The 19,460-nt window shown below is 70.2% G+C and carries 17 protein-coding genes; 9 read left to right on the top strand and 8 right to left on the bottom strand.

Annotated features, from left to right (window positions below; all coding sequences use genetic code 11):
• Window positions 1-313, top strand: a 313-nt coding sequence (locus G5C60_RS12835) for a Zn-ribbon domain-containing OB-fold protein (protein ID WP_165258279.1), incomplete at its 5' end; no start/stop codon positions are given.
• On the top strand, window positions 310-1,092 hold the full coding sequence (locus G5C60_RS12830; protein ID WP_165258277.1) for an enoyl-CoA hydratase/isomerase family protein: 783 nt from the start codon (window positions 310-312) through the stop codon (window positions 1,090-1,092). The genes G5C60_RS12835 and G5C60_RS12830, both read left to right, overlap by 4 nt.
• A gap of 3 nt (window positions 1,093-1,095) precedes the next feature.
• On the opposite strand, the gene afsK is transcribed toward G5C60_RS12830, so the two are convergent.
• A complete protein-coding gene (afsK, locus tag G5C60_RS12825; RefSeq protein WP_165258275.1) occupies window positions 1,096-3,492 on the bottom strand; it encodes a protein serine/threonine kinase AfsK in 2,397 nt (798 codons plus the stop codon).
• A gap of 201 nt (window positions 3,493-3,693) precedes the next feature.
• Window positions 3,694-4,461 (bottom strand): AfsK-binding protein KbpA, encoded by a 768-nt coding sequence (kbpA, locus tag G5C60_RS12820; protein ID WP_165258273.1) that lies wholly within the window; start codon window positions 4,459-4,461, stop codon window positions 3,694-3,696.
• Window positions 4,462-4,561: 100 nt separating this feature from the next.
• On the opposite strand from kbpA, the gene G5C60_RS12815 reads away from it, so the two are divergent.
• A complete protein-coding gene (locus G5C60_RS12815; RefSeq protein WP_165258271.1) occupies window positions 4,562-5,209 on the top strand; it encodes a TetR family transcriptional regulator in 648 nt (215 codons plus the stop codon).
• 105 nt (window positions 5,210-5,314) lie between these two features.
• On the opposite strand, the gene G5C60_RS12810 is transcribed toward G5C60_RS12815, so the two are convergent.
• Both G5C60_RS12810 and G5C60_RS12805 read right to left on the bottom strand, forming a co-directional pair.
• On the bottom strand, window positions 5,315-5,842 hold the full coding sequence (locus G5C60_RS12810) for a nitroreductase family deazaflavin-dependent oxidoreductase (protein ID WP_165258269.1): 528 nt from the start codon (window positions 5,840-5,842) through the stop codon (window positions 5,315-5,317).
• Window positions 5,842-7,041 carry an acyl-CoA dehydrogenase family protein gene (locus G5C60_RS12805; RefSeq protein ID WP_165258267.1) on the bottom strand — a complete coding sequence of 400 codons (1,200 nt, stop codon included), beginning with the start codon at window positions 7,039-7,041 and terminating at the stop codon, window positions 5,842-5,844. The genes G5C60_RS12810 and G5C60_RS12805 overlap by 1 nt, the downstream gene beginning before the upstream one ends.
• A gap of 113 nt (window positions 7,042-7,154) precedes the next feature.
• On the opposite strand from G5C60_RS12805, the gene G5C60_RS12800 reads away from it, so the two are divergent.
• From G5C60_RS12800 to G5C60_RS12785, 4 genes are all read left to right on the top strand, one after another.
• Entirely contained in the window at window positions 7,155-8,342 is a 1,188-nt protein-coding gene (locus G5C60_RS12800; RefSeq protein WP_165258265.1) for a thiolase C-terminal domain-containing protein, read from the top strand.
• A 424-nt stretch (window positions 8,343-8,766) separates the two neighbouring features.
• Window positions 8,767-10,485, top strand: coding sequence for a glycine/sarcosine N-methyltransferase (locus tag G5C60_RS12795; RefSeq protein ID WP_478503120.1), 1,719 nt, complete (start codon window positions 8,767-8,769; stop codon window positions 10,483-10,485).
• 174 nt (window positions 10,486-10,659) lie between these two features.
• Window positions 10,660-11,085, top strand: coding sequence for a pyridoxamine 5'-phosphate oxidase family protein (locus G5C60_RS12790; protein WP_165258263.1), 426 nt, complete (start codon window positions 10,660-10,662; stop codon window positions 11,083-11,085).
• A gap of 67 nt (window positions 11,086-11,152) precedes the next feature.
• Window positions 11,153-11,809 (top strand): pyridoxine/pyridoxamine 5'-phosphate oxidase, encoded by a 657-nt coding sequence (locus G5C60_RS12785; protein ID WP_165258261.1) that lies wholly within the window; start codon window positions 11,153-11,155, stop codon window positions 11,807-11,809.
• A 114-nt stretch (window positions 11,810-11,923) separates the two neighbouring features.
• Here G5C60_RS12785 and G5C60_RS12780 read toward each other — a convergent pair whose 3' ends face one another.
• The 3 genes from G5C60_RS12780 to G5C60_RS12770 form a co-directional block, all read right to left on the bottom strand.
• Window positions 11,924-12,529: a GNAT family N-acetyltransferase gene (locus G5C60_RS12780; protein ID WP_165258259.1), complete on the bottom strand. Its 606-nt coding sequence runs from the start codon at window positions 12,527-12,529 to the stop codon at window positions 11,924-11,926.
• A 31-nt stretch (window positions 12,530-12,560) separates the two neighbouring features.
• Window positions 12,561-12,968 (bottom strand): OB-fold domain-containing protein, encoded by a 408-nt coding sequence (locus G5C60_RS12775; RefSeq protein ID WP_165258297.1) that lies wholly within the window; start codon window positions 12,966-12,968, stop codon window positions 12,561-12,563.
• A gap of 83 nt (window positions 12,969-13,051) precedes the next feature.
• The gene (locus tag G5C60_RS12770) at window positions 13,052-13,501 is read right to left on the bottom strand and encodes a DoxX family protein (protein WP_165258257.1); all 450 of its coding nucleotides are present in this window, start codon (window positions 13,499-13,501) and stop codon (window positions 13,052-13,054) included.
• Between the two features lie 194 nt (window positions 13,502-13,695).
• Between G5C60_RS12770 and G5C60_RS12765 the strand changes: the two genes are divergently transcribed.
• Both G5C60_RS12765 and G5C60_RS12760 read left to right on the top strand, forming a co-directional pair.
• Window positions 13,696-14,886, top strand: a complete 1,191-nt coding sequence (locus G5C60_RS12765; RefSeq protein ID WP_165258255.1) for a flavin-containing monooxygenase — start codon at window positions 13,696-13,698, stop codon at window positions 14,884-14,886.
• A 341-nt stretch (window positions 14,887-15,227) separates the two neighbouring features.
• On the top strand, window positions 15,228-16,745 hold the full coding sequence (locus G5C60_RS12760) for a flavin monoamine oxidase family protein (protein WP_165258253.1): 1,518 nt from the start codon (window positions 15,228-15,230) through the stop codon (window positions 16,743-16,745).
• Window positions 16,746-16,978: 233 nt separating this feature from the next.
• Here G5C60_RS12760 and G5C60_RS12755 read toward each other — a convergent pair whose 3' ends face one another.
• Window positions 16,979-19,042, bottom strand: coding sequence for a PhoX family protein (locus tag G5C60_RS12755; RefSeq protein WP_338145800.1), 2,064 nt, complete (start codon window positions 19,040-19,042; stop codon window positions 16,979-16,981).
• Window positions 19,043-19,460: the final 418 nt, after the last annotated feature.

The raw sequence follows: 19,460 nt of genomic DNA, 5'->3' as shown, positions 1-19,460 counted from the left end.
AAGAGCCAGCCCCTGCTGCCCCCACTGCCAGTCCTTCGCGAGCGAGTGGCGGCGGATGAGCGGGAAGGGGCGGATCTGGTCGTACGTCGTCCCGCATCCGCCGCTCCTTCCGGCGTACGCGGAGCAGGCTCCGTACAACGTGATCGTCGTCGAGCTCGTCGAGGCGCCACGCATCCGGCTCGTCGGGAATCTGGTCAGCGGGCCGGACGCGCCGCTCGACTCCGTTCCGCGGGAGCGGATCCGGATCGGGGCGAAGGTGCAGGTGGTCTTCGGCGGCACGGGCCTGCCCCAGTGGGTACGGGAACGCCCATGACCTCTCCTGTCTCCCTCCGTGTCTCCGCCGACAAGAGCACCGGCGTCGCCGTGCTCACCCTCGACCGGCCCGGGAAACTCAACGCGATCGATCTCGCTCTGGCCGCCGAACTGGTCGCCGCCTGGCGGGAGCTGAGGTTCGACGACTCCGTGCGTGCGGTCGTCCTCACGGGGGCGGGTGAGCGGGCCTTCTGTACGGGGCTCGACCGGGGCGTCGAGGTGCCGCAGCCCGGCTCGCCCTACATGGTGGACGATCCGCTAGAGACGGTCGGACCCAAGGCGAACGATCTGTGGAAGCCCGTGATCGCGGCCGTGCAGGGGATGGCCTGCGGAGGAGCCTTCTACCTTCTCGGCGAGGCGGAGTTCGTCGTGGCCGACTCGACCGCCACCTTCTTCGACCCGCATACGACGTACGGCATGGTCAGCGCGTACGAGTCGATCTACATGGCGCAGCGGATGCCGTTCGGGGAGGTCGCGCGGATGGCGTTGATGGGGACGGCCGAGCGGATGTCCGCGCAGCGGGCGTACGAGATCGGGCTCGTGTCCGAACTCACCGTGGCGGGTGGGGCGTTGGCTGCGGCGGAGGAGGCCGCCGCGGTGATCGCCTCGTATCCGACGGAGGCGGTCCAGGGGACGGTACGGGCCGTCTGGGCGGCCAGGGAGGCGACGCGCGCCCAGGCGCTCGCGCACGCCCCGCACCTCGTCTCGCTGGGCAATCTCCCCGGCGAGCGGCAGGCGGGACTCTTCGCGGGCCGCCGCCGGGACTTCAGGGTGCGGTGAGGGTTACGTCCGGGCCGTCCCCGTTCCCTTCTCCGCGTCCAGCGCGTACACGCAGCGGTCCTTGCTGCAGGCGTACACCACGCCGTCCTTGACGACCGGGGCGCCGGTGATCTCGCCGCCGGTGGCGAGCTTCCAGCGGAGGCGGCCGTCGTCGGCCTTCAGGGTGTAGAGGAGGTGGTCCGTGGAGCCGAAGTGGATCCGTTCATCGGCGACCGCGGGGGCGCCGACGATGTCGCCGCCCGCCTGGAAGCGCCACTTCGGGGTGCCGGTGACGGCGTCCAGGGTGTAGAGGCCCTTGCCGCTGCCGACGTGGACGTGCCCGGCCTCGACGAGGACCGGCTCGATCGAGGCGCGGGACTCCGTGGCGATGCGCCAGCGGTCTCGGCCGTCGGTGGCATCGAGGGCGTACACCGTGCCGAGGTAGTCGGCGAGGTAGATCCCGCCGCCGGTGACCGCGGGGCCCGGCGCGAAGGTGGGCGGGCTGAGGAACACCGCGGGCGCCTCGAAGTGCCAGCGGACGTGTCCGCCGGTGATGTCGATGGCGAGGACGCGGGTGCCGGCGGACACGTACACGTATCCGTCGTCGGCCGGGGTGAGACGGACCGGGACGCCGCCGCAGGAGGCCGCGTCGCCGATGGGGTAGGACCAGCGTTCCTCGCCCGTGCGTGCTTCGAGGGCGCGCAGGCGGGCGTCCTTCCACACGTACACCGTTCCGTCGTGGACGACGGGCCCGGCCTCGGGCGACTCGAAGTCGGCCTGGGCGCCCGTGATCTCCCAGAGCTTCTGGCCGCCCGAGGCCTCCCAGGCCTGTACGCCGCCGCCGCGGGTGCCGGTGACGACGGTGCCGCGGTCCGCCTGAAGCGAATACACCCAGGCATCGGTCGGCAGCCGCCACAGGTCGCCGCCCTCGCGGGCGTCCAGGGCGAAGAGGGTCGGGCCGTCGGAGGCGTGGATACGGCCGTCCGAGACCGCCATGGACCAGGCGACGTCCCGTGTCTTGAAGCGGCGGCGACCGGTCGCCACATCCAGGGCGTGGACTTCGAAGGAGGTGACGTAGACGAGGTCGCCGGCGACGGCGGGCGTGCCCCACACGTCGTTCGACATGCGGAAGCGCCACGGCCGCCAGGACGAGCCGGAGTCGGGCTCGGGAGCCGCCGGGGGCGCGGTCACGGCGGGGTCGGCGCCGTTGACGCCGGGGCGCGGCCGGGACCAGGAGGCGGCGAGTCCCGCTTCCGGAGGAGGTGCCTTCACGGCGGCGGCACGGGCGTCGGCGACGCGCGGGCCGGGTCCGATGGGCACCGGGGCGCCTGCGAGATGTACGGGCCCGTTGTCGGGCGCGCCACCGTGCCGGCCGGTGCCCGCGCCGACGGGAACGGGCGGCGGCTCGTTCGGCGGCGGAGGCGGCACGCCAGGCGCACCGGGTGCTCCAGGTGCTCCGTGTGCTCCGGGCGCACCCCGCCCACCACCGCTGCGGCCCGAGGACGGCTTCGTGGAAGGGGCTGGACGGCCCCCGCGGCGCACCTCGATCAGGCTCACGGCCCGCTCGGGCAGCCACGCGGACGCCGTACCACTGTCGTCGGAACCCGAGCCGAACAGATGCGGCGCGAGCTGGGCCTGGAGGTCGGCGGGGTTGGGGCGGAGGGCCACTTCCATGTTCATACAGGACTCGATCAGCGGCCGCAGTTCCTCCGGGAGGCCTTCGAGGTCCGGGCCCTCCCGCAGCAGCATGAAGACCGTCTCGACCGGGTTCGCGCCGTGGAAGGGCGCGTGGCCGGTGGCGGCGAACACGAGCATCGAGCCGAGCGAGAAGACATCGCTCGCGCCGGTCACGCTGCGTGAGTCCTTGGCCTGCTCGGGTGACATGTACGCGGGGGTGCCCACGGCGACGTTGGTCATCGTCAGCCGGGTGTTGGAGACGCCGGACGCGATGCCGAAGTCGATCACACGGGGGCCGTCCTCGACGACGAGGACATTGGACGGCTTGAGGTCCCGGTGCACGAGTCCGGCGCCGTGGATGGACTGCAGCGCCTCCGCGACGCCCGCCGCCAGCCAGCGCACCGCCTGGGCCGGAAGCGGCCCGCACTCGGTCACTATCTCTTCGAGGGAGGGCGCGGGGACGTACGCGGTGGCCAGCCACGGCACGGCCGCACGCGGGTCGGCGTCGACCACGGCAGCCGTGTAGAAGCCGGACACGGCGCGGGCCGCCTCGACCTCGCGGGTGAAGCGGACCCGGAACAGCTGGTCCTCGGCGAGTTCCGTCCTGACCGTCTTGATCGCCACACGCCGGCCCGAAGCCGAGCGCGCGAGATAGACCAGCCCCATGCCGCCGGCACCCAGCCGTCCCAGCACCTCGAACGGCCCGATCCGCCGCGGATCGTGCTGCGTCAGCTGATCCACCACTTGCCTGCCACCTCCCCGTACGCGGCTGCGTTTCCAGCCACTGCGCAGCGTCTCACCACCGAACCGCTCCGGCGGCACGCACTCCGATTCTTCCTGGCCCGGCCACCGGTTGCGAACCCGGGGCCGGACCTGGATGTCTCGGTGCGTTCAGGGACAAATGTGGTCACATCGGTCCCGCTTCCCAGCCCTGCTCAGCCCTGCTCAGCGCTGGAGCATCGCGAAGGACGCCCCCTGATTGTCGGTGACGACCGCCACGATCCCGTACGACGTCTCAAAAGGCGGCGCCTGAATCCGGCCGCCCAGTCGGGTCACCGTATCGAGTGCGGCGCCGCAGTCCTCCACCGAGAAGTGGACAAGAAAGTGGGGCGGCATCTCGGCCGGGAAGACGTCGGAGACGGGGGCACGGCCGAAGTCGGGGGCGGCGTCGGGGCCGAAGAGGGTGTCGTGGAAGAGATCGCCGTAGAAGTCGTCGGCGAGCTTGGTGTCCCTGGCGTACAGCTCGACCCAGCCGAAGGTGCCCGGCATGTGCCGCCGCCCGAAACCGGCATGCTCGTCGCCCTCCCAGAGCCCGAAGACGGCGCCCTCCTGGTCGGCGGCGAGCGCCATCGTGCCGTACGGGTCAAGCGGCACCGGCTCCGTGATCACCTGGCCGCCCGCTGCCCGGATCCGCTCGCCCAGGCCGGCCGCGTCCGGCGTCGCGAAGAACACCGTCCAGACGGTGGGCATCCGCCCGTCCCGCTTGGGCGTGAGCGCGGCCACGGCACGCTCCTCGCTGTACGCCCAGGTGGAGGACCCGTACCCCACCCCGAAGGTCCACCCGAAGAGCTCGCCGTAGAAGCGCTTGCCCGCCTCCACATCGGAGAGCTGGGCATCGATCCAGCAGGGGACGCCCTCCTCGAAACCGGCGGATGAACCGGCGGATGAACCGGCAGACGCGGCGGCAGGCGTGGATTCGGCGGAATCGGCCATAAAGCCAAGTTAATGGCCTTCCGCGCATCCCGCAGAGCGGTCGCACCCCATTTGCAGTCGGCCGAATCGCGCTCCGATCACCCCTCGGTAAGCTGACGGCATGACAGGACAAGTGCGTACAGTCGACGGCCGAGTGGCCGGACGACGTGGGCAGGCGACTCGGCAGAAGCTGCTCGACTGCCTCAGCGAGATGCTCAGCTCGTCGCCCTACCGGGACGTCAAAGTCATTGACGTCGCGCGGAAGGCGGGCACGTCACCGGCGACCTTCTATCAGTACTTCCCGGACGTCGAGGGCGCCGTCCTGGAGATCGCCGAGCAAATGGCCACGGAGGGCGCCGGGTTGACCGAGCTGCTCGAAGGGCGTTCCTGGGTCGGCAAGGCCGGCTGGCAGACGGCCCAGGAGCTCGTCGACGGCTTCCTCGACTTCTGGCGCAAAAACGATGCCATCCTGCGCGTCGTGGATCTGGGCGCCGCCGAGGGGGACAAACGGTTCTACAAGATCCGTATGAAGATCCTGAACTCCGTGAACAACTCCCTTACGAACACGGTCAAGGAGCTCCAGGCCAAGGGCAAGGTCGACAAGGACGTGAGCCCGGCGGCGATGGCCGGTTCCCTTGTCGCGATGCTCGCGGCGGTGGCCTCGCACCAGAAGGGCTTCCAGTCGTGGGGCGTCAAACAGGCTGAACTCAAGCCGAACCTGGCCCTGTTGGTGCATATGGGCGTGACCGGCAAGAAGCCGACAAGGTAGTCCGCGGCAGCTATCAGTCAGTCCAGTCAGTCCAGTAAATCCAGTTGGTACGGATGCGGTACCCCCCACGCTTTCCAGGCCAATTCCTGTCATACAGGCGGCAGTTCACTTCGGAGTTCGCTCCGGTGGGCTGCCGCCTGTCGCGTTGTCCGGCTCATCGGCTCGGCGGACGATCCGGAAGAGCCGGATCTCGCGAGTGACCCGTGCCTGGTACGTCGAGTAGGGCGGCCAGAAGTCCAGCAGCGTCTTCCACACCGTGTCCCGCTCCTCACCGCGCAGGAGATGAGCGGTGACCGGGATGTCCCTGCCCTTCCAGCTGATCTCCGCGTCGGGGTGGGCGAGGAGGTTGGCGGTCCAGGCGGGATGGTCCGTACGCCCGAAGTTGGACCCGACGAGAATCCAGCTCCCAGCCCCTTCTTCCGGCATGCAGGCGAGCGGCGTACGCCGGGGCAGCCCGCTCTTCGCCCCTCGCGCCGTGAGGATGACGCCGGGCAGCATCTGTGCGCTGAGCAGGACTTTTCCACGGGTGAGCCGGTGTACCGCGCGGTCCAGCGCGGGAACGACGTGCGGGGCGATCCGTGCGAAGGCACGCGTCGAGGACACCTTCTGCACCATCCGGACTCCTACAGCCATCAGACCGCCACCTCCCCGCCGCCGAACAGCCGCGCTTCCTCCGCCGCATACGCCCTCAGCCGGTGTACAGGACCGAAGAGGAGCTCGTCGCCGGCCGCCCGCTTGAAGTACAGATGTGCCTCGTGTTCCCAAGTGAACCCGATTCCACCGTGCAGCTGCACTCCCTCGGACGCGGTGGCGCGCAGCGCCTCCAGGGCCTGCGCCAGCGCGAGCCCGCCGACCCGCTCCCCACCCGAGGGCGCGGCCGTCGCCCAGGCCGCGTAGTAGGCGGCCGAGCGGGCCGCCTGGACCTGTACGTACAGGTCCGCCAGCCGGTGCTTGACCGCCTGGAACGACCCGATGGCCCGCCCGAACTGCTCACGCTGCTTGACGTACTCGACGGTCCGCTCCAGTACGCGATCGGCTGCGCCGACGGCCTCCGTGGCGAGGACGGCGGCAGCCGCGTCCCCGATGCCGGCCAGCGCGCCCGCCACGTCGGCGGACTCGTCCCCGAGCAATTCGGCTTCCACGTCCCGGAGTTGTATACGTGCCTGTGGTCGCGTCTCGTCGAGGGACGTCTGCCGTACGCGTACGAGCCCGTCGCCGCCTTCCCGTACGAGGAACAGCAGCGTGCGGGACCGGGCGAACCCCCCGGCGTGAGCGGCCACGATCAGCAGCCCCGCGCTGTGCCCGTCCAGCACCTGGTCGACCTGCCCGTACAGCCGCCAGGCGCCTCCTTCCGAACGCTTGGCCTGTACGCCGCCCGCCCGGCCGCCACCCGCCCAGTCGCCGTGGTTGTCGCCGGTCAGCCCGAGGGCGGCGGTGAGGCACGCGCCGGGCACGGCGAGGGCGGCGGTCAGCTCGCCGGAGGAGAGGCGCGGGAGGAGCGTGGCGCGCTGGGTTTCGGTACCGAGGGCGAGGAGCAGGGGCGCGCTCAGCACGGCGGTGGCGAGCAGGGGCGAGGGGGCGAGAGTGCGCCCCAACTCCTCACTCGCCAAGGCGAGTTCGGTCATCGAGCAGCCGCCGACACCGCCGTACGCCTCGGGGAGCGCGAGGTCGGGCAGTCCGAGCTGCCCGGCGAGGGCGTCCCAGAGGGCGGGGTCGTAACCGTCCGTGGTCCCCACGGCAGCCCTGACCTCCTCCGGACCGCAGCGTTTGAGGAGCAGCTCACGGAGGGTGCGGCGGATCTCGTCCTGTTCGGCGGTGAAGCGGGCGTCCATGGGCCACTCCTCCTCGGGATCTGACGGCGCGTCATGTTAGAGCGGCACTCGCGAGATGCACAGGGGCACGACGGCCTCCCTGGCACCCAACTATCTGATGTACCGTCAGATTCATGACTCCAGGGACTCCAAGGACTCCAGGGAACCGCAAGGTGGCCGTGGTCGGCGTCTCCCTCTCCGACTGCGGCCGCGTGGACGAGGCGACCCCGTACACCCTGCACGCGCAGGCGGCCCGCCGAGCCCTGGCCGACTCGGGCCTGACCCGTGACGTCGTCGACGGCTTCGCGTCGGCCGGCCTCGGCACGCTCGCGCCCATCGAGGTGGCGGAGTATCTGGGCCTGAAGCCGAGGTGGGTCGACTCGACGTCGGTGGGCGGCTCGACCTGGGAGGTCATGGCGGCCCACGCGGCGGACGCGATCGCCGCCGGACACGCGAACGCCGTCCTGCTGGTGTACGGGTCGACGGCCCGCGCGGACATCAAGGCGGGCCGTCGTACGGGCAACCTGTCGTTCGGCGCACGGGGCCCGCTCCAGTTCGAGGTCCCGTACGGGCATACCCTGATCGCGAAGTACGCGATGGCGGCCCGCCGCCATATGCACCAGTACGGGACGACACTGGAACAGCTCGCCTCGGTGGCCGTCCAGGCCCGGGCGAACGCCGCCCTGAACGACGAGGCGATGTTCCGCGCCCCGATCACGGTCGAGGACGTCCTGTCCGGGCCGATGATCGCGGACCCCTTCACCAAGCTCCACTGCTGCATACGTTCCGACGGCGGCGCGGCGGTACTGCTGGCGGCCGAGGAGTACGTACGGGACTGCCGTACTCCCCCGGCGTGGATCCTCGGCACCGGCGAACACGTCTCCCACACCACCATGTCCGAGTGGTCCGACTTCACGGTGTCCCCGGCGGCGGTGAGCGGACGGACCGCCTTCGAGCGGGCGGGAGTCCGCCCGGACGAGGTGGACATGGCGCAGATCTACGACGCCTTCACCTACATGACCCTCGTGACCCTGGAGGACCTGGGCTTCTGCGAGAAGGGCGAAGGCGGCGCGTTCGTCGAGAAGGGACGGCTGCTGGTGAGCGGGGATCTGCCGGTGAACACGGACGGGGGCGGGCTGTCGGCCCAACACCCGGGCATGCGAGGCCTGTTCCTGCTGGTGGAGGCGGTGCGGCAGTTGCGGGGGGAGGCGGGGGCGCGCCAAGTACGGCGACGGGACGGGGAGTTGCCCCGGCTGGCGGTCGCGTCCGGTACGGGTGGGTGGTTCTGCTCTTCGGGGACGGTGGTGCTGGGGCGGGGGTGAGCGACGGGACAGATCCCTCCAGTCCAACTCTGCCTCATAGGCGTCCACTTCGACGCCAGCCGCGTGCGAGGCGTACGCGGAGAAGCCGTGCTGCATCACCTCGCCGTGCTCACGGACGGCCGGTCCCGGGCCCGTCGTGCGGCGGGTCCCGGGTGGACGGTGGACGTATTTGCTGCTGCCCCCGGGGCGAGCCGGACGGCAACGCGTGCCCCCTGAGCCGGTGTTGAGCCGGTGTTGAGCTGGCGTTGTGGCGCACCCGAGGTCGGGGAGTTCGTGGACGCGGAGCTGCCGCACAGGGTGATCGTCGTGCAGTTGACAGTGATGGCCACCGCCCTGTGGCACCAGACACCGCGCCCCGGAGGGGCATGGCTTCCGCGACTCGGGGTATGCGCTCGTCGATCTCCAGGTACCCGCGCCGCCGGCCATCAGCCCGACAACGGAAGGTTTCGCCATTTTCGCGCGTCCGGATCAGAAATTCGGAAACAATCCCGTCGAAGTACGAGAAACCGGCCATTACACCGAGGAGTACACACCCAGCTTCGTCGAGAAGTGGGATTCGCTCATAGACTGGGAAAAGAGGGCGGAGAGCGAAGGTAAATTCTTCATCGACCTGCTGCGCAGTCGGGGCGTGAAGAGCGTACTCGATGTCGCGACAGGCACCGGCTTTCATTCCGTACGGCTGTTGGAGGCCGGGTTCGACACCGTCAGTGCGGACGGCAGCGCCGACATGCTGGCGCGCGCCTTCGAGAACGGAATGCGCAGGGGCGACCACATCCTGCGCGTCGTCCAGGCGGACTGGCGCTGGCTCAACCGGGATGTGCACGGTGAGTACGACGCCATCGTCTGTCTCGGCAACTCGTTCACGCATCTCTTCTCGGAACGTGACCGGCGCAGGGCGCTGGCCGAGTTCTACGCGATGCTGAAGCACGACGGAATTCTCGTCCTGGATCAGCGGAACTACGACGCGATTCTGGACCGGGGATACTCGAGCAAGCACACGTACTACTACTGCGGCGAGGATGTCGCCGTGGCGCCCGAGTACGTCGACGAGGGGCTGTGCCGCATGCGGTACGACTTCCCGGACGACTCCGTCTACCACCTCAACATGTTCCCGCTGCGGAAGGACTACACCCGCCGGCTCATGTCCGAGGTGGGCTTCCAGCACATCGAGACCTACGGCGACTTCCAGCACACCTACCGCGACGAGCAGCCGGACTTCTTCATCCACGTGGCGGAGAAGGAGTACCGGATGGAGACGGAAGGGGGCGGGGAGGGCGCGTACGTGGGCGCGGTCAGGGCGGCCCGCAGTTACTACAACTCGCCCGACGCCGACGCCTTCTATGCCCGCGTGTGGGGCGGCGAGGACATCCACATCGGCCTCTACGAACGCCCCGGCGACACCATCGCGGAGGCCAGCCGCCGCACCGTCGAGCGGATGGCCTCGAAGCTGGAGCTGACCGAGGACTCCGTGGTGCTCGACCTCGGCTCGGGCTTCGGCGGTTCGGCCCGCTATCTGGCCGAGACGTACGGCTGCCGGGTCCTCGCGCTCAACCTCAGCGAGGTGGAGAACGAGCGGCACAGAGAGCTGAACGCCGCCCGTGGCCTCGCCGACCGCATCGAGGTGGTGGACGGCTCCTTCGAGGCGATCCCCTACCCGGACGGCGAGGTCGACGTCGTCTGGTCCCAGGACGCCTTCCTGCACAGCGGCAACCGGGCCCGTGTCCTGGAGGAGGCCGCGCGCGTACTGCGCCCCGGCGGCCACCTCATCTTCACGGATCCGATGGCGGCGGACGACTGCCCCAGTGCCGTACTGCAGCCGATCCTGGACCGTATCCACCTGGACGACATGGGCTCCCCGGCCTTCTACACCCGTGAGTTGGCCCGCCTCGGCTTCACCCCGGCCGACGGCGGCTCGGCCGACGGTGTGGCCGACGGCTTCGAGGAGCTCCGCGAGCACCTGGTGGCCCACTACGGCCGGGTCCTGAAGGAGACCGAGAACCAGGAGGCGAACGGCTTGGCGGACGAGGTCAGCTCCGACTACCTCGTCCAGATGAAGAAGGGCCTCACCCGCTGGGTCGACGGTGGCCGGGATGCGCACCTCACCTGGGGCATCTTCCACGTCACTCGGGGGACGGGACGGTAACCGAGCCATGAGCCACCCTTGTGGGCCGAGGCGGCCTCCTCGGCCGCCTCGGCCCACCGGGGTGTTCGGAATACGCAGTGGTGCCGGATCCGCTGACGGAGATAACACGGAAACGGTACGGAGACGACAAAGACGTCCGCGTCCACACCACTGGAGAAGCCGAAGGAGACCGACATGGCCCTGAGCCGCGAAGAGCGTGAGCAGTTCCTGGCCGAGCCCCACGTCGCCGCGTTCGCGGTGGACGCCGGGGAGGGACGGGCCCCGCTCACGGTGCCGATCTGGTACCAGTACGAGTCCGACGGCACCGTGTGGATCCTGACCGGAGTCGACTCCCGCAAGAACCAGCTGATCGGGGCGGCGGGCCGGTTCTCCCTGATGATCGACCGGCTCGAACCCACCATCCGCTACGTGTCGATCGAGGGGCCGGTCATCGACACGACCCCCGCCACCATCGAGCATCTCCGGGAAATCTCCGCCCGCTACCTCCCGGCCGACAAGGTCGACGGCTACGTCGACTTCGCCTGGAAGGAACACGGCGAGCAGTTGGTCATCCGCATGCGACCCGAACACTGGCTCTCGTCGGACCTCGGCACGGTCTGAGGGCGAATCACACCCGAGCCGCCGCACTCTCGCCTCTGCCGCCCGCTCGTCCGGCGATACTCCCCGTATGGAAACGGATCTTCACGAGCTCCTGCGTTCGCTGCGCGTGTGGGACACGGAGCTGCCCGCCTTCGACCCGGCCGAGGCCCCTGACGAGCCCCTGCCCCTCTTCGCGCGCTGGCTCGCGGAAGCCGCGGCGGCCGGTCAGACCGAGCCGCACACCATGTCGCTCGCGACGGCGGACGCGGACGGTCTGCCCGACGTCCGCACGGTGATGCTGCACGGCGCGGACGCGAACGGCTGGTCCTTCGCGACACACTCGAGCAGCCGCAAAGGACGCCAACTGGCCGGTCGTCCGTACGCGGCACTCGGCTTCTACTGGCCCGTACAGGGACGGCAGGTCCGCGTACGCGGACCGGTGGCCGTCGCTTCGCCGACGGAGGCCCAGGCGGACCTGCACGCCCGCTCGACCGGCGCCCTGGCGGCGGCCCTGGTCGGCCACCAGAGCGAAGTGCTGGACTCCGTCGGCGAGTTGGCACGTGCATCGGAGTCCGCCTGGGAACACGCCCAGCACGAGCCGGACGCGACGGCCCCGACCTGGACCCTGTACCGCGTCCAGCCGGACGAGGTGGAGTTCTTCCAGGGAGACGCCCGGCGACGGCACGTACGGCTCGACTATCGCCGTACGGACGGAGGCTGGGCCAGGCAGCTGCTGTGGCCGTGAGGGCACGCAGGTTCTGAGGGGTGGCAGGGCGTGCGGGGCTGCAGGCCGTGCGAGGCGGCAGGCCGCGCGGGGCAGCAAGGCCCTGAAGGCCCGCAGACCCTGAGGCCCCTCAGCTCATCGCGGAGCGGAGGGCTCCGGATCCGTGGCGATCCGGGCGTGCAGGTGCACGTCCCGGAACGTGTCGTGCCGGTCCGCCTCGAACATCGCGTCGCGCAGCGTGCCCTCGTGGCGGAAACCGCAGCGTTCCGCGATGTGGCAGGAGGCGTCGTGGCCGAGGGCGTGGCCCAACTCCAGGCGGTGGAGGCCGAGGTCGGTGAGGGCCCAGCGGGAGGCGAGCATGAGCGCCCGGGTGGCGACGTGGCGGCCGCGGGCCTCCGGCAGGACCCAGTAGCCGACGCGGGCGCAGCGCGTGACGGTGTTGATGTCGTTGACGCCGATGTGGCCGAGCGTCGCGCCGGTGGCCGCGTCCGTGACGCGGAAGGAGGCGCCGCTGCCGTCCGCCGCACTCTCGGCCCGCGAGCGGAGCGCATCCCGGGCGCCCTCGTTGTCCGTGATCGTCTGGAACGGGGCGTTCCAGCGCCGGTACTCCGGGTCGGTCAGGCCGCGCAGCCACGCCTCGACGTCGGGGTCGGACTCGGCGTCCCAATAGCGCAACCGCAGGCCGTGACCGTGCAGTTCGGGGAAGGGATTGACGAGGAACCGCTCGTGGAGATGGGCCATCGTTCCATTGAAACTCGTACGTCCCCACGCCTCACATCTGGGGCCGGAACACCGGAACGACGACCTCCCCCGCCTCTCGAAACGCCACCTCCAGCCCCATCCCGACCCGCAGCGCGTCGGCCTCGCACTCCACGACCTCGGTCATCATCCGCGGCCCCTCCGCGAGATCGACGACGGCAGCGACGTACGGGGTGCGCTCGCCGAAGGGCGGCAGGTCGTTGCGGTGGACGACGGACCAGGTGTAGAGCGTGGCACGGCCGCTCGCCTGCTCCCAGGCCACGTCCTCGCTCCAGCAGTGCGGGCAGAACTCGCGGGGGTAGTGGTGGGCGCGCCCGCACTCCTCGCACCGCCGCACGAGCAACTGCCCCCGGGCGGCCGCCCCCCAGTACGGCCGCGTGAAGGCATCCACCTCCGGCACATCGAACCGCGTCCCCGTCACATCCACCGAACCCACCCCCTCACAACATCCACCGAACCCCGCGCATCACACCCGCCCACTGGCCCCATCCCCTCAGAATCCCCTCAGAAGAGCCCCAGCGCGCTGTCGAGCGACCACGTCTGCCACGACATCCCGAACAGGGCCACCAGGGAAATCAGCGCCATCATCGAGTTCTGTCCCTGCTCGGCCCAGTCGTGGATCATGAGAACGAGGTAGAGCAGGTTGAGGAGCAGCCCGCCGACCAGGGCGATCGGCGTCAGGAAGCCGGCGATCAGGCCAAGACCCAGGGCGAGTTCCGCGTAGACGACGACGTACGCCATCGTCCGCGGCCGGGGCGCGACGACGACGTCGAAGCCGCTGCGCACGGCGTTCCACCGGTGCTTCGCCGCGACGTCCGAAGCCCAGGCGATCCCGGTCCCCCGCTCGAACCAGCCCTTCTTGTCCTTGTGCCGCCAGCTCTCCAGCCACCACAACCCGAGGCCGATACGCAGCACGGCGACCCATTCCGCACCGGTGAGCCAGATCGCGTCCATGGCGCCTCCCGAGCCGAGAATCTGACGGTACGTCAGTTCAGCGCATGGACGGCACAGACGCAAGACGCGTGCGGGCGCTCCGGAAGCCCTACGCCACGGAACCCACCCATCTCTCCCACAGCCGTGATCAATTCGCAATCAATTCCGGGCTTGACCGAGACCCATCAAGTGACGACGTGAATACGCTCTGGCACATGGCCGACTCGACATCCACTTCGACGTCCCACGCCGTGCCGTCCCACGAGGACCGTCCCGTGTACGTCATAGGCGGCGGCCCCGGCGGGCTCTCCGCGGCGTACGCGCTGCGTTCCCAGGGCGTGAGAGCCGTCGTGCTCGAGAAGTCCGAGCACGTCGGAGCTTCCTGGCGGCGGCACTACGACCGGCTGCATCTGCACACGACCAGGCGGCTGTCCTCCCTCCCCGGCCTTGTGATGCCGCGCTCCTTCGGGCGCTGGGTCTCGCGGGACAACGTGGTGCGGTATCTGGAGAAGTACGCGGAACACCACGAGCTGGAGGTCGTGACGGGCGTGGAGGTCTCCCGCGTGGAGCCCGCCGCGGACGGCACCGGCTGGCTGCTGCACGCCACCGGCGGACGCGAGCTGACCGGCAGCGCGGTCGTGATCGCCACCGGCTACAACCACACGCCCCACGTGCCCGACTGGCCCGGCCGCAACACGTACACCGGCGAGTTCCTGCACGCCGGCGACTACCGCAACGCCGCCCCCTACGCCGGCCGCGACGTCCTCGTCGTCGGCATCGGCAACACGGGCGCCGAGATCGCCGTCGACCTCGCCGACGGCGGGGCCTCGCGCGTACGGCTCGCGGTGCGGACCGCCCCGCACATCCTGCGCCGGTCCACGGCCGGCTGGCCCACCCAGCTCACCGGGATTCTCGTACGGCGGCTGCCGGTCGGCCTGGTGGACCGGCTGGCCGGGCCGGTGGGGAAGATCAGCGTGCCGGACCTGTCGGCCCAGGGGCTGCCCCGGCCCGACACCGGGCTCTACTCGCGCGTGAAGGAAGGCGCGATCCCGGTGCAGGACGTCGGCCTGATCGACGCCGTACGCAAGGGCCGGGTCGAGGTCGTGGCCGCCGTCGACGGCTTCGAGGACGGCAAGGTCGCCCTCGCGGGCGGCGACCGGATCGGCCCGGACGTCGTCATCGCCGCGACCGGCTACCGGCGCGCCCTGGAGGACATCGTCGGACACCTCGGCGTCCTGGACGAAAGCGGGCGGCCGGTCGTCCATGGCGCGCGCACCCCGGAGAACGCCCCCGGCCTGTACTTCACCGGCTTCACCAACCCCATCAGCGGCATGTTCCGCGAAATCGCCCTCGACGCCCAGAAGATCGCGAAGGCCATCGCGAAGACGGCGGCGGCACGGCGGTAGCACGGAACGCGGTACCGGCGGAACGCGTGCCGTCACCTTCCGTACGGGACCTGCCCGTACAGGGCTGCCGCACGGACCTGCCCGTACGGGGCTGCCGTGCGGGCTCCTCGTACGGGATCTGCCGCACGGGACCCTGCCGCACGGCACCTGCCGTATGGGCCCGCCATACGGGACCTGTCGTACGGAGCCTCAACTCCCTTAAGTACTCGCTGTGTTACTTCTGAGTCAGATGCGCCGAGAGCGCTGTACGGAAATCGCCACGGTGGCCAGGATGTGAGCCCTGCTCACTTTCCGGCTCCATCCGCCATACGTACGCCTGCTCTCCGCGACGGAGGATGACCATGGCACGCGAAAGACAGCTCCCCAGACAACTCCCCTCAAGACTCTCCCGACGCTCACTGCTCGGCGGCGCCGCCGCTGCCGGGGCCGCCGGGGCAACCGCCCTCGCCGGCGCGGGCACCGCCTCGGCGGCCGCCGCCCGCGAGGCCGATGTCGCCATCGTCGGCGGCGGGCTCGCGGGACTCACCGCGGCCCGCGACCTGGTGGCGGCCGGCGCGTCCGTGGTCGTCCTGGAGGCCCGCGACCGCGTCGGCGGCCGGGTCGTCAACCTGAAGCTCTCGAACGGCGGGGTCACCGAAGGGGGCGGCGAGTTCATCGGCCCGACCCAGACCCGGATCAAGGCCCTCGCCGACGAACTGGGCGTGGCGACCTTCCCGACGTACAACACCGGCAACAACCTCCTCTACAAGGACGGCAAGCGCACCCCCTACGCCACCGACGGGCCACTCGGCGCGGTGCCGCCCGTCGACGCGGCCGGGCTCGCCAACGCCGCCATCGTGCAGGCGATGCTCAACGACATGGCCACCAAGGTGCCGGTCAACGCCCCCTGGACCGCCGCGAAGGCAGCCGAGTGGGACCGGCAGACCTTCGAGACCTGGCTGAGGGCCAACGCCGTCATCCCCTCCGCCAAGTTCCTCCTCGACGTGGCCTGTACGTCCCTCTTCTCCGCCGAACCCCGTGAACTCTCCCTTCTCTTCGTGCTCTTCTACATCGCCGCCGCCGGCGACGCCTCGAACCCCGGCACCCTGGAACGCCTCACCTCGACCGCAGGCGGCGCCCAGGCCACCCGCTTCGTGAACGGCTCGCATCAGGTGCCGCTGAAGCTCGCCGAGCGACTGGGCTCCGGCCGCGTGGCCCTGAGCGCCCCGGTGCGCTCCATCGCCCGCTCCGGCGACCGGTACACCGTGACCGCCGACGGTCTGACCGTCAGCGCCCGCCGCGTCGTCGTCGCGCTGCCGCCGCCGCTCGCCGCGCGCATCACGTACGACCCGCTGCTGCCCGCCTCCCGTGACCAGCTCAGCCAGCGGCTGCCGATGGGCTCGGTCGGCAAGGCGATCGCCGTCTACGACACCCCGTTCTGGCGCGCCGACGGTCTCAACGGCCAGGTCGTCAGCGACACCGGCGCCGTCCGCTCCACCTTCGACAACTCACCTTCCGACGCCTCCTACGGCGCCCTCATGGGCTTCATCGAGTCCGACCAGATGCGCGCGCTCGACGCCACCCCGGCGGACGAGGTCAAGGCGGCCGTCCTCAAGAGCTACGCGACCTACTTCGGGGACAAGGCCAAGTCCCCCACCTCCTTCGTGCTCCAACGCTGGGACAACGAGGCCTACTCACGCGGCGGCCCCGTCGCCTACGCCCCGCCCGGCCTCCTCACCCAGTACGGCCCCGCCCTCCGCAAGCCCGCCGGCGGCATCCACTGGGCCGGGACCGAGACCTCCGGCTTCTGGAACGGGTACATGGACGGCGCCGTCCGCTCCGGCGAACGGGTGGCCGAGGAGGTCCTGGCGGCGCTCTGACGCATCCGACATCCAGGGCCGTCCGGCATGTCTCGATCCCGGCCGACCGAGTTCCTGTGAAGGCCGTGGCGGGTACGAACCCTGTTGTAGGTTCTCAACCCGTCAGCCCAGTCGCATCGCGTTGACCTGCACTTCTCCTGACTGTCTCAAAGGCAGACCGCGTTATTCGTCTCAGCCTCACACCCACTGCCCGGGCAGCCGAAGGCGGCCCGGGCAGCCAGGCGGATTTTCAGCTACCTGCGTTCCTTCCACACCGTCACGACCGACGGCCGCGGAATACTGCCCGGCCCGTCCGGCCAGAGCGAGGCCGGCTTCTCGGCGGTGGCACCGGCCAGCTCGCCCGGGTGCTGGACGGCGACCAGGATGCGGTCCTCAGTGATGATCGGGCCACAGGTCTCGGCGCCGAGCGCCACGGTCAGGAACTGCTTGACGTGGCCGCGTTCGGGGCCCTTGACGGGCACCGCGAACAGGCCGTCGTTCGAGCCGAGCGCGCTGCCGTCGGTGGCGATCCACAGGTTGCCGTGCGGGTCGAAGGCGACGTTGTCGGGGCAGGAGATCGGGCTGACCTGGTTCTTGTCGAAGCCGGCGAAGTACGTCGAGGGGTCCTCGGGGTCGCCGCAGACCAGCATCAGCCGCCAGCTGAAGGACATGGCCGCGGCATCGGAGCGGCGCTCTTCCAGTTCCAGGATGTGGCCGTGCTTGTTGCCGATGCGCGGGTTGGCCTCGTCGGGGCCCGCCTTGCCGGTGGCGCCGCGGTCCTTGTTGTTGGTCAGCGCGACGTACACGCGGCCGGTGGTCGGGTGGGGCTCGACGTCCTCGGGGCGGTCCATCTTGGTGGCGCCCGCCTTGTCGGCGGCCAGCCGTGTGAAGACGTACACCTCTGCGGCGCTCATCCCGGGTATGTGCGAGACGTCGCCCGTGGCGAGCGGGATCCACTCGCCGGAGCCGTCGAACTGCCCGTCGCTGGGCAGCTTTCCGGTGCCGTCGATCTCGGCGGCCGGGCTGTCGCCGGTGAACTTGGCGACGTACAGGGTGCCTTCGTCGAGCAGGGTGAGGTTGTGCTCGCGGGCGGCTCGGCTGTCGCCCTTCTTGTACGTCTTGGTGGAGACGTACTTGTAGAGGTAGTCGAAGCGTTCGTCGTCGCCCATGTAGAGGGCGACCCGGCCGTCGCGGGTCAGGCGGGGCTCGGCGGCCTCGTGCTTGAAGCGGCCGAGGGCGGTGCGCTTGCGGGGAGTTGAGGTGGGGTCGTGCGGGTCGATCTCGACGATCCAGCCGTGGCGGTTGGGCTCGTTGGGCTCCTTGCCGATGTCGAAGCGGTCGTCGAAGAGCTCCCACTTGCGCTCGCTCGCCCCGGTGGGCAGGCCGTAGCGGGCCAGGCGCTGCTTGGCGGTGGGGTCGGTGACGGCGGCGGCGTTGGCGAAGTACTGGTTGAAGTTCTCCTCGCCGGTCAGGACCGTGCCCCAGGGGGTGATGCCGCCGCCACAGTTGTTGAGCGTTCCCAGGACTGTGTGGCCGGTGGGGTCGGCGTTCGTCTTGAGGAGGTCGCTGCCTGCTGCCGGGCCGGTGAACTTGATCGGGGTGGTGGCGGTGATGCGGCGGTTCAGCGCGTCGCCGGTCACCGGCCACAGCCGCCCCGAGCGGTCGTCGGCGCGGACCACCAGGACGGTCAGCCCGTGCGCGGCCCAGGCGATCTCGGCCTGCTCGCGGGTCGGGGCGGCCGGGTCGTAGCCGAAGAACATGATCTGCTCGTCGGTGTACTCGTGGTTCACCACGAGCACCTGCCGGCCGTGGCTGCGCGGCAGGTCCAGCAGCGCCATGTAGTCGCAGTTGTAGCCGAACTGCTGGGCCTGGGCCTTGGCGCTCTGCTTGTGGGCGTCGAAGCGGGGAGCTCCGGCGAGGACCGGGTCGCCCCAGCGGATGACGACCTGCTGTGCGTAGCCGTCCGGGACTGTCACGGCGTCCGCGGTGTTCGGTGCGACGGGCTCGAAGTCCAGACCGCGCGGCGGTCGTATACCGGAGACGGGGGCCGAGGAGGAGGCCGCCGCGGTGGCCATGCCGGCGCCGGTGGCCAGGGCCACGACGGTGGCCGTCTTGAGTACACCTCTTCGGGACAGGGCCCGCTGCACTATGTCGCCGAAGTACGGGTTCAGTGAGCGGTTCGGTGCCTCGTGGGAGCAGGCGTCGCCGCACCGGTAGCGGCACGTGAGCGCCGACCGGGCGGTGTTGTGGCTCGGGAGCAGGGGGAGCTCGGGGCGTTGACCTGTGCGATCTGTGCGGTCGTCGGGCTGACGGTGCACGGTTGCCTCCACGCGATCGGGACGATCGTTCTCAGCCGCCCGCTTGATAGGCAGCCATCGATGCGGGACGCTATGGGCCCTTCGCCCGCCCGGAGGCGACTGAAGGGTGAACTTCGATCGAACAGTGCTTTGCCAGCCGGGTCCGGTCATCGTGCGCCGGCGCATTCCACTTCCCCTTCGACTCCCAGCCGTTCACCCGTCGCGCGCTGGAGTCGAGTGATGAACCAGCAGTTCAAGAGACCCTTCCGTGACAATAGAACAAGATCCTTCTATATAGATGACTAGCTATAGTTCATGCCAGAGGGACTCTCCGTACACCGTGCGTTCATATAGCCGGACTTCGATCCACAGTGTCCGAACGGAGCGCGCTGCGCACCGATCCATCGCCGGAGTACCCGGCAGACACAAGGGTCGAGAG

Source organism: Streptomyces scabichelini (genome assembly GCF_011045015.1).
Taxonomy (GTDB): Bacteria; Actinomycetota; Actinomycetes; order Streptomycetales; family Streptomycetaceae; genus Streptomyces; species Streptomyces scabichelini.
Note: the sequence above shows the minus strand (reverse complement) of the source record. Positions and strands in the feature narration are given on the sequence as shown.